Genomic DNA, 14,872 nt, shown 5'->3' on the forward strand with positions numbered 1-14,872 from the left:
TCCCCCTCTACCATAGGCCTCCAGCTAGCATTGTGAAGCGTATAAATACAATCTCATTCCCATCCTTAAGTGACAAAGGAGTATCGAGTTCAATAGTTTCCTCGTCACATACAAAAACTCTGTATAAACCATCTTCAAATGCCTGCATCGCCGTGTTCACGGCATCCTTCATATCCGGGACACCATCATTATATATGGAACCGAATCCTACTTTGCCTATCTCGCCTTGTGCCTGTACTTCTTCTCCCGTAAGGAACGGAATCAGCGCGACACTCTCCTGCTTTTCCCGCAGCTTTTGAACATTCAGAGCAACGGTTGCAGTAATCAAATCTCGCAATGTTTCTGGAGCAGGACTCAGCTCTATTTCCTGTCGTGCGAGTGCGGGCTTGCGCTTCCCCAGACTTTTTACAGTTACAAACAGCTTCATGTCGTTCCCCTTCCTTTTTATTCACGCTTTTGGCCCGTTGTCAGCTGAATTTTTTGACCCATATAAAAACACCGTTAACGAAATCGAAATCGAATGTTTGTTCGTATTTTTATTTTAATATGTTCCTTATCATTACTCCATCGCCCTTTATGACCAAAATTCGCAGCGGTGCAACACCCTAAAACCTTAAAAAATAAGACTTTATACCCTGTTTTCGATAATTCCTTTCCATATTAAGGATGAAAAAAAGACCTGCACAAGGGAGATCCTCTGTTCTTCACAGACTTCCTTCCATTATACAGGTCGTATTTCATCATAAAACGATGTTTCAACTTACTTATTTATTTAAAATGCTGGAACAACGCTATCCTTGTAATTGTCCTCAAAAAATTTACGTACTTCCGGTCCAGTCATTCGCTTTGCCAGCTTTTGAATAGCATCGGAATCTGCATTATCCTTACGCGCTACCAGATTAATGGCAAAGTGCGTATCGTCTTTTTCAGTAATCAGCGCGTCCTTCTTCGGTGTCAGACCGAGCGGCTTGGCATATGCGGGATACATGGCAGCCATGTCCACATCATCCAGTGACCGCGCCAGCATCAACAAATCCACTTCTTTAAACACAAATTTTTTCTTATTTTCAATAATATCAGCCTGTGTAGCATTATAGCCTACGCCTTCTTTAAGCTTGATCAAACCGTTTTGCTCCATCATTACTAAAGAACGTCCAGTATTGGCCGGGTCATTGGCAATGGCAATAGTCGCACCTTCCGGCAGGTCTTTAACGTTCTTGTATTTTTTAGAGTACGCGCCGTAAATGGCGTTGTAAATAGGTTTTATCGCCACCAAATCAGACTTGTTGCTTTCATTATATTGTTGCATAAAAGGAGCATGCTGAAAGAAGTTAGCATCTACTTCCCGGCTTGCCAATGCGTTGTTCGGTTGGATATTGTCTGAAAGCACGACGATTTCCAGATTGACTCCGTCCTGTTTAAGCAGCGGCTTCACGATATCCAGCACATCTGTCATCGGTGGGATTAGCGTTGCTACTTTCAAGGTCACTTCTTTTTGGGAATTTGCTTCTTTAGACTGTGTTTCTGGAGCAGCCTGCTTTTGACCACCGCATCCGGCAACCAGTAGCATAACGACAGCAAATAGTGTAAGTAATTTCAAGTTCGTTTTCATGTTGTTTTTCCGACTCATTTGATGAGGAACCTCCAAGTAAATTGTGATTAGGAAGATAAAAAATGAGTTACAGTGGGAGCCGCAGCCGCTTCACGTGCAGATTGTTCTTCTGATCGCTGTTGAAATGGGATTCTCTCTGATTTGTAACACAATTTATAGGTTAGAATCCCATTTCAAAGGCGAACACTGACGCTTCTCCAGAACAATTCTGCCCGCTCCGCTTTTGAGGTACTGTAAAGTCATTTTTATTTCCCATAGTGAGTTGTGCAAGTATAGTGAAAGTTACAATTCCACCTTACCGCTTGTCGATCCGGCGGGATATGGTGCTTCCGGTGAACTGGATCGTTTGTACGAAAATAATCATGACAACGATGGTGAACGCCATCAAGCCTGTTTCAAAACGCTGGTAACCGTAGCGGATGGCAAAATCACCTACCCCGCCGCCGCCGACAATGCCCATCACCGTGGAGTAGGAGATGAAGCTAATGGTGGACGTGGTCAAACCCAGTACAAGCCCGGAACGAGCCTCCACGTACAAAAATTTAAAAATAAGCTGGAGGGTGGATGCCCCCATAGAAGTAGCGGCTTCAATTACACCCTTGGGCACCTCGAGCAATGATTGCTCCACCAGCCTCGAATAATAGGCGATGGCCACCACTGACAAGGGAACCGTTGCAGCCATCGTGCCCAGCGCCGTCCCTACGACCAGACGTGTAAATGGAATCATAAACACGACGAGCAGCAAAAACGGGAATGAGCGGATAACATTGACCACACTGTTCAATAGGGTGAACAGCAGTCGATTTTCATATTTTTGCCCTTTACCACACAAATACAAAATCGTTCCTGCCGGAAGCCCTAACAGTACAGCTGCTGCGATAGAAATCCCCACCATGATAAACGTCTCTCCGATGGCTTTCCATATCTCAGACTGATATTGCGCAATGATGCTCAGCATTTCATTCATCAACTTCACCTGCTCCCGCTGTTGAACCTACCGCTGTGTCAGCTACACGCTGCGTTGAAAGTAGCTGCCCATCTCGCATTTCTGATACACGGGTACAAATATTGCGTACCACATCCATATCGTGCGTTACGATTACAATGGTAACTCCCAGTTCACGGTTGATCTCCCGTAACACGCCCAAAATATCCGCGGTCGTCTGCGGATCAAGCGCCGAGGTTGGCTCATCACACAGCAGCACCGCAGGTCGATTCGCCAGCGCTCTGGCTATCGCCACACGTTGCTTTTGGCCTCCGCTCAGTTGTGCCGGATACTGTTCTGCTTTATCAGCTAAACCGACGAATTGCAGGCATTCGCGCACACGTTCCGATCTCTCTTTTTTCGCGACACCTGCCAGTTCTAACGGCATTGCCACATTTCCACTGACCGTCCGATTGTGAACAAGATGATAATGCTGAAAAATCATCCCTATGGATCGCCGCGCTTCTCGGAGACGTTTTTCCGGCATGCGAGTCAGATCTTCCCCGTTTACAACCACGTTTCCCTCATCCGGCCTTTCCAATACATTCATCAACCGGAGCAACGTAGACTTACCGGCACCGCTGGCACCTATGATACCGTGAATTTCCCCCTCCTCCACTTGAAGGGACACGGATTGAACCGCATGAAATTGGCCGCTTGAGGTGGTATAATGCTTGCTTACCTGATGCAGCGTAATCATGAAACTTGGCCTCCTGATGATCCATTTCTGCGGGAAAATGTAATAAGCCCGCCAGCCCGGGCGGGTCTGTACGAGCCGTCAATTCCCATTGCATTAATATACCACAGAGCAGAAAACGGGCAAAGCATTTTGACAACAATTAACGTACATCCCATACCCCTACATAAGGAAAGCGGATACCGAGTCCCCAAGCCAGCGTAAGCATCACCACAAAATAGAAAACAAATAAAATATCTACAGCCGAATAGCCAATCGCATAATAATACGTGCGCTTGGTTTCATTAGCAAAACCCTTGGCTTCCATAGCAATAGCAATGCGCTGCGCACGCCGGATACTTTGAGCGAGCAGCGGAATCGCATATCTGCGGAGTGTGGCATACATATTCCATTTGGACACATGCTGATGTAAGCCTCGAATGCGGTGTGCTTGTCTCAATGCCTGGAATTCCTCCACCATCATGGGCATTAACCGCATGGCTGCCAAGAAGCTGTACGCATACTTCGGAGGGAGCCTCCATTGCTGCATCAGTGAATAAAAAAGGTCCACCGGACGAGTCGTTAAACCAAACAGCAACCCTACCGCAGCCATACTCAGCGCACGAAAGCCCAGATGCATGCCTCGGTAAAAGCTTTCCTGCGTCACATGGATCAAGCCCCATGACCACCAGGTCGTCCCCCCTTTGCCGAACATCATCATGCCCGTTGAAGTTGAAATAAACACCAATATAAAGGGAGAACCGTACAGCAGCAGCCTCTTCCATGGATGGCCTGACCAGACAAGCAGCAGCAACATAGTACACGCAACATTAAACATGACATTCGGATCATGAATGACTATAACGACCACAAACAGTATGGAAAACAACACGAGCTTTAAGCCCGGATTCACGCGATGCAGCCATGTTTTATGATGGGGAAAGGACAGGTTCATACTGTAGTTCCCCTTTCTGAATCCGCCATATATCGGTACAATATCGACGGACAATTTCCGGGTCATGCGTGACCATCACAATGGCCGTGCCTGCCGCTCTCAACTGCTCCAACATATCCAGCATGACAAAGGTATTTTGCGCATCCTGACCAAAAGTCGGTTCATCCAGCAGCAACACTTCCGGCTCACGGATCATGGCCGTAGCAATACTCAACCGCCTTTTTTGGCCTAACGAAAGCTGATACGGATGACGCTCGTCCAGCCGCTCCAATCCGAACTGTACGAGCATCCGATCCACCCGCTCCCGGCACTGTTCAGCACTAAACAAGCTCTTGGGTAACGAATACTCTAGTTCCTTTCGTACGGTATGCGCTACGAATTGCAGCTCGGGATTTTGAAATGCGAACCCGATACGCTCTGCCAGTTGTTCCGTACTGCCTGCCTCAATTCCGCGCACGCTATAGCGTCCCTGTGTGCGAAGTAAGCGCATCATGGAGAGCAGCAGCGAGCTTTTGCCAGCCCCGTTTTCACCGACCACGCCAATCCAGTCACCAGGCTTCACCTGCGCATGCTCCACATAAATCACTGAACTTAAACCGCGGAGACCACTAAAATGTTTCAGCTCCAGCAAATCAATCTCCGTACCATTCCCCGTACCATTCTGCTGTGTCACTGATTCACTCCAACGCGGCGAAGACGATTCATTCCATACTCCCGGGTACCACACGCCATACTCAGACAATGCCTGCCGATGCACATGAAATACTTCTTCTGCCCTTCCATCCGCAATGATCTCCCCTTGAGCAGAAAGCACCACAATCCGATCCACATCATGGACGATTTCATTAATTTTATGCTCTACGATCACCAGTGTCTGGTCTACCGAAATATTGCGAATGGTGTCCCACACCTGTGTGGTGCCTTCCTCGTCCAACAAAGCCGTCGGCTCATCCAGAAAAAGCACTTCTGGCTCCATAGCCAGCACAGACGCAATCGCCAGACGCTGCTTCATTCCCTGTGACATGTTGCCAATGGGCATGTGTATATCATCCGTCGATAGACCAACCTGTATCAGCAGCTCGCGAATACGGGATTGCATCTGTTCCCGGGGAATCTGATTATTTTCCAACACAAAAGCCAGTTCCTCGTCTGCATATGACATACAGAACTGCGTATCAGGATCTTGAAATACAATACCTGAGACACTTGGGATTACAGCAGCATCGCATTTCATGGGCACTTCTATCGTGCGTGGAATCAGACCGCTTAACACTTGGAGCAGTGTTGATTTACCGCATCCACTCGGTCCCAGTAGCAGCAGCTTTTCCCCCTTGTGGACAGACAAAGACATATTGTGAAAAAGCAGCTCTTGCTCACCAGGGAATTTCAACCGTAGACGGGTGATCGAAGCCACCACATCTTCGGTTGCCCGGCTCATCAATCCAGCCCCTTATAATCTTGTTCCGTTGCAGGTCTCAAACTTCGTGTAACTCCGGTTACCTCCAATGCCTTAGCCAGATAGAACGCGAATACCCCGGCAATCACAATACTGCCAATCATCCGAAATCCAATATACAAAACATAGTTCCAGGTCGATAGCTGATCAATATACCCGTAACTGAAGTCTAAAATCAGAGAAGTGACAGCCGCCCCGGCCGCAGCTAACGAAGCAACCCACAGGTTTGCGTTCCGATACAGAAAAGCTGCAAAAAACAGCTCCGCTCCCAAGCCTTGCAGCAGGCCATAGTACAAGGTGGACATGCCCCATTCGCTTCCCAAAAAAGCGCTGACCGTTGCCGCTGCCACCTCTGCCAAAATCGCAACACCCGGCTTGCGAATGATGAGATAAGCAAACGTGCCTGCCATAAACCACATGCCATACATCAGTTGCTCGGCGTGTAGACCAAATGGTTTCATCAAATCATAGGCAGGTCCCCATATTTTGTAGACCAACCCGAACACAACAGATATCACAATCGTGACCAAAATATCAGTCAGCTTCAACCCTTTGGACGCTCTTACAGCAGTATTCATTATTGCGTGCTCCCCTTTTTCCTTATAATTGGCCTCTTGGCCATAAAAAAAAGCTTGTCTGGAGCTGAATCTCCAGGCAAGCTTTATGCGCAGTAAAAGGTGAAGCACCATACAAAACATCATTCGTCGATATGCCTTATATAACCAGTAGTCTAAGCTACTACACTGATACCAAGCCAAAGCCAGGGTCAAAGTAAAATGCTAGGACATACATTGAATCTATCGACAACCGCAAAACAAGCGGCATTCCTGTATAGTGTTCTTGGTTTCTCTACGCTGGCATTACCCAGATCAGATTTCACGGTCAGTGGCAAGGGCCACCCTCTCAGCCTGACTTTCTCAAGCTCCCGACAATGCTCTTTTAATTCACTATAATATATACCACATCTATGGCTTTGACAATCCTATAATCCGAAGAAACGTTTGGCTGTCTCCGTCGTCGCGATTTCGATCTCCATCATGCTTCGACCTGTACATTCGGCAACCGTAGCAGCAATATGAGCGAGATACACGGGCTCATTACGCCCTTCTTTGGGCTTCACGGGCAAATTACGCGGGGTCAAAAATGGAGCATCCGTTTCAATCATCAGACGGTCCAAGGGAATATCTCTGACCAGTTCACGCAGATGTTTGCCACGCCGTTCGTCGCAAATCCAGCCGGTGATCCCGATATACAGTCCCATTTCTACATACGTATGCAATTCCTGTTCAGTGCCAGTAAAACAATGCACTACCGCTTTATCGACAAGCCGTTGATACTCCCGAAGCATAGCGACAAAGTCCTCATGTGCATCTCGTTCATGCAGAAATAACGGCATATTCAGCTCACCCGTCAGTTGGATTTGCTCCCCAAACCATCGACGCTGCACATCACGTGGCGAAAAATCACGGTTATAGTCCAATCCGCATTCCCCTATGGATACAACCTGCGGCTGACCCGCCAACTGGCGGAGCTGCTGAATCGTGTCTGCGTTGCAGTCTTTGGCATCATGGGGATGCACGCCAGCTGTCGCATACAGCTTGCCCGGATAACGTGCTGCATACTGAGAAGCCTCCCGACTGCTGCGGACACTGGTCCCGGTAATAATCAGCGGTGAAATCCCTACAGCCGCGGCTCTCTCCACCACCTGTTCCCGATCTGCATGAAACGAACGGTGCATCAAGTTCACACCAATATCAATTAACGGTGTACCCCTTTCCATCTCAATCCCTCCTTCGCAAACTACAATCTCGGATCAATCGGCTCCGATTCCAGCGATAGCGCGGCAAGGACGCATTCATGAATACGATCTACCGTATCCTTGCGGACAAAACGTTCCACGCCTTCCATACCAAGCGCTCCTTCCATCAGGGCATGACGCTCCTTTTTGTTCGTTCGACGCTGCTTCAGACGCTTTAAATTCTCAGAGGCAAGATAATCCATACCGTAAATGATGTGCAAATACTTGCGGCCTCTCACCTTGATTGCAGGCTGAATCATCTTGTCCCGATTTTTCATCAAAAAGCGTTCCGGTTTGATCACAATCCCCTCATGACCATCCTCTGTCATCTCGTTCCACCAGCGAATGACCTCTTCCTCGCTTGCTTCGTCCGTGATCACGCGATACTCTGTCTCCATAAACAGGGAAGACAGCCCAGCCAGCTCCCGGTTTTGCTCCATATGCCAAATATGAGAATGGTCGAAAAAAGTCTTTCCGCTGTGTGCCAGCGTATGGAACGGTGCGATACGAATTTTATCCAGACCGTCCACATCCCAGCAATATTTTTGAAAAGCCTCTTGAAACGTTACAGCATTCGCGTACTTCTGTTCCATTTCCTCCAACCAGTCTCCAACCTCTCGGCCTGCAACCTCTGCCTGCTTCAGCTTGTCTACCAGCTTACTGCGATCCAGCAGAGCTGCTTCCCCCACATGGGCATACTGTGCAGCAATCAGTTCCCGAGCCTTGAGATTCCACGGTACAATTTCCGCATCCAGCAACACAAAATCCGTCTGGTTCCGTTCAAAATATCCAGCAGTCCGTAGATCCACATTTAGCTTTTCCAGCACTTGCTTCCCAAGGCTTTGTTCAAAGAAAGCTCTCCCGCTCCGACTGTAGATCGTGCCCAATGTCGGGTAGCCTACATATTGAACAGCAGCCTGTTCGTTTTTGAATAATAGCAAAATAGCCCGGCTACCCATATGTTTTTTCTCGGCCACCATCGTTTGTACTCCTTGCCCACGATAATAAGCCAGCGCCTCACGTGGATGCTCCAGATATCCTGCCTCTGCAGACACCGTTGGAGCAGGACTCATCGTCGGTGGAATATATACCAGTTCCTCCATGGGTACAGTTACATGTGACACGGTATCTATAGCGGATTTGATCCATTCTCCTTGTACGCGCACTTCGCCATACGATTCCGTCAGCACACTGTAACCAGCGATGAGCTTGCGTAAATTCGGCGGGGAAAACCGTTTTCTCTGCCACCGGACAAGTGGGCTATCGGGATCATTCGCATAGTTCTCATGTGCCGGAACGCTGACAAATTCCTTTTCCGGATAACGATAAGCGGTCAGCATACCGCCAAATACCACACCCTGATCAATATTCACCGTCTGATTCACAAGGGTAGGCTGCGGTCTCGGATCATGCCCCCATACTACTATTTCTCCCGATTCATGGTCTACGAACCAATCCTTGCGGATCGGTTTTCCGTTCGAATCCTGTCCTTCCGTATCTCCATAGCGGCAATAATCAGAAATACGTGCCGACTGTTTGCCAATAAAATGATCCTTAATCCCGGCATGAGCCACGACTAGGTGTCGCAATCCATTTCTGCCAAAAATAAGATGAGAAGGTGCATGTAGCAGAAAATCTCTCAACTCACTTCTAAGCTGTTCCGCCGCTACCTTGCCCGCTTTTTGTTCATACTGGGCCAGTTCCTCTGCAAATCGTTCATCCCCATGACTGAGAGTCACCTTTCTTCCATCGAGATAACGGCCGATTTTCCAGCCATGATTACTGTCAATCATATACGCTAGTCCGGCATCCACGTGCTTTTTCCAGAACTGCACCGCTTGTAACGATTCTGGGCCACGGCTCATCACATCCCCGACAGATACCAGTCTTCTGCCATCTGGATGATGGTATAGTCCTTCCGTATCTTCCGTATATCCTAGCTGCTCTATCACTTCCAGCATCTCACGGTAGCACCCATGGATATCACCAATGATGTCAATACCTGAGCCAATCTCATGAAATAGTGGCTGTGCACGGCGGACAAAATTCATTTCTTCTATATCCTTAAGGATATAGCAAGCGTTAAAGCCTTCCTCACGGATACCACGCAGGTTCCGCTTTAACAGCTGTGCCTGCTGCTTGACCCGTTGGCGGCCACGCGGATGCTCCCTGCCTAAATCCCGTTCCAGCAGCACAGCTTCGGGTACATCCAGTACCCAGGCCATAACAGGAACATGCGCCTTGGCTGCCAGCTGTACATATTTTTGACGATCCTCAGCATACAAATGGGTGGCATCCACAACCGTCAGTTTATTCAAGCGACAGCGCATAGCCAGAATCGTATCCATCGCCTCAAACGCCTTGGCTGACATTTGCTGATACTCATAGAACAGTACATCCGATTCCAGCCTTGGAAGTCCACTCCAGTCTATAAATTCCGTATCTCCGACCAGCTTGCGAAAATGATCCGAGGATACCACTTCTGTCTCCAATAGAATCCCTTCGCTCACCAGCCTGTCCAATAATGTGGTTTTGCCACTGTTGGAGGCCCCAACCAACACAACCAGTCCAGCATGCGGTAAATGAATCGTACGTTTGGATGAATTGCTCATGCTTCCTTCTGCTCCTTTCTGCGCGTAAATATAGCCATTTGGGTCGGTTGTCCAAAGCCTTCGACCTCTTCTCCGATCCCCTTCAGCGCTACCGAATAAGGAGCTTCCACAATCCACTGCTCACATCGTTCCTGAAACTCGCTTCTACTCCATTCAAAACGGTGATCGCCATGCCGCAGCTCTTGCTGATTCATACGATACACTTCATTATATTCACGATTGGGAGTCGTCACGATCAGCACACCCGGCTGATACTCCGTCACAATCGTCTTCATCACCCGGTTCAGACGATGCTCATCCACATGCTCAATGACCTCACATAGAATCATCACATCTTTGCCCCGCAATTGTTCATCATAATAAAAGAGAGAGCCCATCATGGGTGTAGGGCTGATCGCGTCGGCATGCCTTTCTAGCTTGGCAAAACGCTCCATGGCTCTCACCTGTGCATACGCAGACGGCTCGACCGCCCAAATCTCTTCAATGCCCGTCATTCGGGCCATCCGAGCCGATAGCTTCCCTTCCCCTGAACCAAAATCTACGATTTTCTGTCTTCGAGGCAGCTTGCGAATCACGTCCATAATGGCTTGATATCGCAGTTCATTCAGCCGTACAGTAGGCTGTTGCTTCCCTTCCTCCTGTGGCTGTTCTTGCTGTTGAACCTGCTCGTGCTTATCCTTTTGAGCTTGGACAGTATCCTTTTCAATGTATTTTTTTGTGCCTGTTGTTTCAGCAGAATCAGATTGCTCAAATTGCTCAATCAGATTGGTAAAACGAAGCGTGCGTCGAATGATCAGCTCGCGTAGTGGATGCTCTGGCAGCCAGCCCTCACCGTAACGTCTCAGCTTGTCAAACTCTTCTTCACTAATATAGTAGTGCTTATAATTATCCAGCACCGGAATCAACAGCAATAACTGACGCAACGCATACTGCACCGTCTGATGACCACTTAACGTGATATATCTGACGGTGCTTCGATTTTTCAGCTGAAAAGAATAATCCGCTTTCCCTCGTTCTATGGCCACTTGATAACCCAGCGGAGCAAATAGTCCCTCCACCACAGAATCCGGCAAATCCGAAGCAACGGGCCCAAACGATAACTCCAGCGCGAAAGGGTGCGTCACCCATCCTACATAGTCTTCCTTGGGTTTGCCGTTCAGGGCCGTGCCAAGCGAGCCACGAATATAAGTGCAAAATAAGCTGCTGGTTACAAACTCCCGGTCATTAATATATTGTGTAATGTCATAGCTGTCTGGACTGTTTTTAACCAAATCAATCGAATCTGGCGAGGCCTGAATGACGATCTCAGCCTCTTCCTCGGTAAAAACGGTGTACACCATGCGTACACGTGCGCCTTTTTCTGTGCGATCATACGTATTGTAAGGATTCTTAGCAAGCAAATGCGAAATCATCCCTGCATGGGTTCCGGTTGCTTTTAGCGTGATGTGCATACTCCACTTCTCCTTCCCAGCTTATGCTTTCCATACTTCATTCACCGCAGCGCGGAACAAATCATCCAACTGCTGATCCCGTCCACTCTCCACATGCTGAAGCAAGGGCGCCTTTTGTTCAAAATAAGCAATTTGCTGCTGGATAAAATCATTCACCACCGAAAGCTGTGGCTCAATATCCAGTTCCTCGCCCGCTTTTTTACGTTGCAGCAAATGCCCGATCACCTGATAAAGTTCTGTATCTGACGGAATTAATTCCTCTAGCAAGTCTCCAAATTCAATCGGAGGCATGCTGTTGTAACGTTCAATCCAGCCACAGGCCAGCAGGGGGCGCAGCACGTAAAAATACTTTTTAATCTTCACCTGCTCTCCTTGCAAATAATCCCGATAGTTTCCTCGCGCCATATTCAGATAATGGTACATGCAGGACTTCGGAGAGAAGGTTAACGGCGATATCGCACGAATCTGGTCAGCCACTGAATACTGCTCCAGATAGGGAATCGGAGATTGCAGCCATTCCAGCAAAGGCGGATTGGATTTGCGAAACAAATGGAGTGCCTTTTTCAAATCCCAGCCGTTCATATCCAGCAAATTGCTGATTGGCCGCTCAATCACATCCCGCTTATCAAAAATAGACAAATACCATTCTATGGGTCTTACATAGATAAATCGTACATCATAGTCACTGTCCTGTGAAGGAAACCCCCATGCCCGACTGCCTGATTCACAGGCGTATATAATACGTATTTGCTCCTCCTGCTCCAACGCGCGCAGCTCACGCAAAATCGTTTCGCGCATTTCTGGTTGAATGAAACCCTGCCCATGCTTCACATCTGTCATGTTGTTCCCTCCCTTATCATTAAAGTATTTCCCGAATCTGTTCTCTAATCGACTCATCTGTTCATCTATTAATAAGCGGCGAAGACGCATAGCCGTTTCCTCTCCCGTCCAAACATGTTGCATCACCCTTCTGTTATGTATTGCTTCTTATTTCATCGTGCTATCTTATATTCCTATGATGCTTTATTTTGGAAGTCGTGAACATGGTGGAAGTATTACAAAGATGAATAAATTCCCTTTTTCCTGCATCCCTTCCCTGTTAGAATAAAGGGATACTTGCTTTCGGAGAACGGCAACAGAAACGAGGAATGCATCATGGCGAGAGAGAGTTTTGATAAAGAAATTCAATTCCTGCGCATGCTCACACTGACCAGCGGCGCTTATAATCGGCAGCAATTTGCAGACAGACTGGGCATTTCAGTGCATACCTTTGATAAAACAATCCGGCGTCTCAAGGAAATCGTCCAATCCGTACAACAACAGTTGCCTGAGGACCAAGGACATGATTTTAATGAGATGCTGCGCTTTAATTATTACGAATCCGCTGACCCATTACTTTTATTCTTGTTTCGGGCTAAATCGCTCAAGGAATCAGAAACCGTCCGCTTATCTCTTCTGCTGACAGCGCTACAGTCACAACCTCTGACCACTATGGAATTGCTGGATGCTTGCTGCAACGGGCTGCCTTCCGACAGTTCGCTGCCAGATGAAAAAACGATTCGTTCCGATCTGAAATATCTGGTCGAAGTGGGCGTGGTTCGCAAGGAGCCCGGCGGCAGACCTTACCGCTATGCTGTCCGCAACGATCTGGTGACAGGACTGACGGACGAGGAATTACTGGACTTATATGATTTTGTAGACATTATGGCCAACACCCAGCTTCCCTCTGTTCAGGGATATCTGTTGCGAGATCATCTAAAAAAAGCTATGCGCCGTCAGCTCGGAGATCGGGATATGGCCGAACCTTTTTTATATAAATACCACTATTATTCACGCATTCTGGACGAAGCCCATATTCATCCGCTTCTGCATGCCATTCGGCAACGTCGCTGTGTAACTTTTTTATATTTTTCGACATCCAAACGAAGCATGTACGGGTCACAGAACACAAACCCGCTGTTTGAAAAAGAGACGGAGGGCCGTGAACATACCATTCTGCCCCTGCAAGTCATCTATGATCATCAATATGGACGTTGGTATGTTCTTGGTCATGTAGGCGGTAAAGGAATCATGAAGTTTCGTATGGAGGGCATGACTCAATTGGTGGAGGGCAAGCCTGTACCAGAGCAGTTTCATGCCGATCTGCTAGCGGTGTTGGAAGAAAAAATGCGGTACAGCTGGCTTGTTGATACCGGTCGTCCTGTGAAGGTACGGGTACGTTTTTTTAATCCTGAGGGCGCGAAGCGCAACTTTATTCGGGAACGTGTGCTGTCACAGGGACAGTGGGGTACGATTGCGGAGGAAGAAAGTGAATCCTTTATCTATGAAATCACAGTGAATGGAATCACCGAGATTAAGCCGTGGATTCGCAGCTTCGGATCAAGCTGTGAGGTATTGGAGCCCCAGCGGCTGCGTAAGGAATTCAGACAGGAATGGAAGGAGCTGCAAGCCTATTATGAGCCTGTTCGAGAAAATATTTAACTATCAGATCGTCTCTCGGCTGGATGAATCGGGCGCTTTTGCTACCACATCACAGGAAAGAGTCTGGCTCCAATCTATGCTGACAGACTCGGCAGCAATAGAGGCTTTCACCCCGTCTACGCTTGATAAGCTTCGGCAGATGCTCACAGACGACGAGCCGCTGGAGGCCGATGGAAGTTTGCGGGAAAAAGCAGGTATCCCTGCTGTCTCGGTATATCATCCACTCCTGCGTGAATTGCGTCCCATTCTGCGGTCCCGTTCAGGCATCTGTATGACCTACAAACTGCGCAACGGACGCATGCATGAGCAAATGTCCGGTTTTCCATATAAGCTGGAGTTCTCCATGGTCAAAAAAGAATGGAGCCTGCTGTGGTATAACCGCAGACACCGCGCGCTCATGTCTACCAAGCTGTCTAATATCGTGAACATCACGGAAGATGAGCTTCTACCCGAAGAGGCCGAAAAATTCACCCGACGTATACTCGATATACTGGAGTCGCGCAAAGAGCAAGGCATCATCGAAATTATTCCCATATACAACGGTGAAATGTCTCGTATTTTATATGCTTTTTCCTGCTTTGAAAAAGAGGTCGAATATGTTCAGGAAGCAGATACCTATCGTATTACGCTCACCTTCCAGGCAGACGAATGTGAATATGTGCTATCCAAAATCCGTTTCCTTGGCAAACGTGTCAAGGTCGTCCAAGGCTCCCGGCTGATTTCACGAATGAAGGAAACAACGTCCAAGGCCCTTGCACGCTACGAAGAGGAATAGCTACTGAGGCAATATGAGATGCATCCATGTAAATAGGCCCTCCCTCCGTCTGTTAATGAGACGAAGGGAGG

13 protein-coding genes are annotated in these 14,872 nt (G+C 48.0%); 2 read left to right on the forward strand and 11 right to left on the reverse strand.

Annotation, left to right across the window (positions count from 1 at the left end):
• Positions 1 to 7 precede the first annotated feature (7 nt).
• From NLX78_RS17645 to NLX78_RS17695, 11 genes are all read right to left on the reverse strand, one after another.
• On the reverse strand, positions 8 to 427 hold the full coding sequence (locus NLX78_RS17645) for a hypothetical protein (RefSeq protein ID WP_235307395.1): 420 nt from the start codon (positions 425 to 427) through the stop codon (positions 8 to 10).
• A gap of 345 nt (positions 428 to 772) precedes the next feature.
• A complete protein-coding gene (locus NLX78_RS17650) occupies positions 773 to 1,630 on the reverse strand; it encodes a MetQ/NlpA family ABC transporter substrate-binding protein (RefSeq protein WP_061830605.1) in 858 nt (285 codons plus the stop codon).
• 277 nt (positions 1,631 to 1,907) lie between these two features.
• The gene (locus tag NLX78_RS17655) at positions 1,908 to 2,579 is read right to left on the reverse strand and encodes a methionine ABC transporter permease (protein ID WP_013308947.1); all 672 of its coding nucleotides are present in this window, start codon (positions 2,577 to 2,579) and stop codon (positions 1,908 to 1,910) included.
• Positions 2,572 to 3,297 (reverse strand): methionine ABC transporter ATP-binding protein, encoded by a 726-nt coding sequence (locus NLX78_RS17660; RefSeq protein WP_254351135.1) that lies wholly within the window; start codon positions 3,295 to 3,297, stop codon positions 2,572 to 2,574. Before NLX78_RS17660 ends, NLX78_RS17655 begins: the two co-directional genes overlap by 8 nt.
• A gap of 139 nt (positions 3,298 to 3,436) precedes the next feature.
• Complete coding sequence (locus NLX78_RS17665; RefSeq protein ID WP_254351136.1) at positions 3,437 to 4,228, reverse strand: energy-coupling factor transporter transmembrane component T family protein; 792 nt, start codon at positions 4,226 to 4,228, stop codon at positions 3,437 to 3,439.
• On the reverse strand, positions 4,203 to 5,666 hold the full coding sequence (locus tag NLX78_RS17670) for an ABC transporter ATP-binding protein (protein ID WP_254351137.1): 1,464 nt from the start codon (positions 5,664 to 5,666) through the stop codon (positions 4,203 to 4,205). Before NLX78_RS17670 ends, NLX78_RS17665 begins: the two co-directional genes overlap by 26 nt.
• A complete protein-coding gene (locus tag NLX78_RS17675; protein ID WP_061830613.1) occupies positions 5,666 to 6,262 on the reverse strand; it encodes an ECF transporter S component in 597 nt (198 codons plus the stop codon). The genes NLX78_RS17670 and NLX78_RS17675 overlap by 1 nt, the downstream gene beginning before the upstream one ends.
• 404 nt (positions 6,263 to 6,666) lie before the next feature.
• Entirely contained in the window at positions 6,667 to 7,464 is a 798-nt protein-coding gene (locus tag NLX78_RS17680; RefSeq protein WP_254351138.1) for a TatD family hydrolase, read from the reverse strand.
• Between the two features lie 20 nt (positions 7,465 to 7,484).
• Positions 7,485 to 10,094: a polynucleotide kinase-phosphatase gene (locus NLX78_RS17685; RefSeq protein WP_254351139.1), complete on the reverse strand. Its 2,610-nt coding sequence runs from the start codon at positions 10,092 to 10,094 to the stop codon at positions 7,485 to 7,487.
• Positions 10,091 to 11,545, reverse strand: a complete 1,455-nt coding sequence (locus tag NLX78_RS17690; RefSeq protein WP_254351140.1) for a 3' terminal RNA ribose 2'-O-methyltransferase Hen1 — start codon at positions 11,543 to 11,545, stop codon at positions 10,091 to 10,093. The genes NLX78_RS17685 and NLX78_RS17690 overlap by 4 nt, the downstream gene beginning before the upstream one ends.
• 21 nt (positions 11,546 to 11,566) lie before the next feature.
• Positions 11,567 to 12,385: a nucleotidyltransferase domain-containing protein gene (locus NLX78_RS17695; protein ID WP_250267516.1), complete on the reverse strand. Its 819-nt coding sequence runs from the start codon at positions 12,383 to 12,385 to the stop codon at positions 11,567 to 11,569.
• Between the two features lie 315 nt (positions 12,386 to 12,700).
• Between NLX78_RS17695 and NLX78_RS17700 the strand changes: the two genes are divergently transcribed.
• The gene (locus tag NLX78_RS17700) at positions 12,701 to 14,026 is read left to right on the forward strand and encodes a helix-turn-helix transcriptional regulator (protein ID WP_254351141.1); all 1,326 of its coding nucleotides are present in this window, start codon (positions 12,701 to 12,703) and stop codon (positions 14,024 to 14,026) included.
• Positions 14,001 to 14,801: a WYL domain-containing protein gene (locus NLX78_RS17705; protein WP_069291186.1), complete on the forward strand. Its 801-nt coding sequence runs from the start codon at positions 14,001 to 14,003 to the stop codon at positions 14,799 to 14,801. Before NLX78_RS17700 ends, NLX78_RS17705 begins: the two co-directional genes overlap by 26 nt.
• Positions 14,802 to 14,872 lie beyond the last annotated feature (71 nt).

Source organism: Paenibacillus sp. Lou8.1 (genome assembly GCF_024213565.1).
In the GTDB taxonomy this organism is placed as follows: Bacteria; Bacillota; Bacilli; order Paenibacillales; family Paenibacillaceae; genus Paenibacillus; species Paenibacillus polymyxa_B.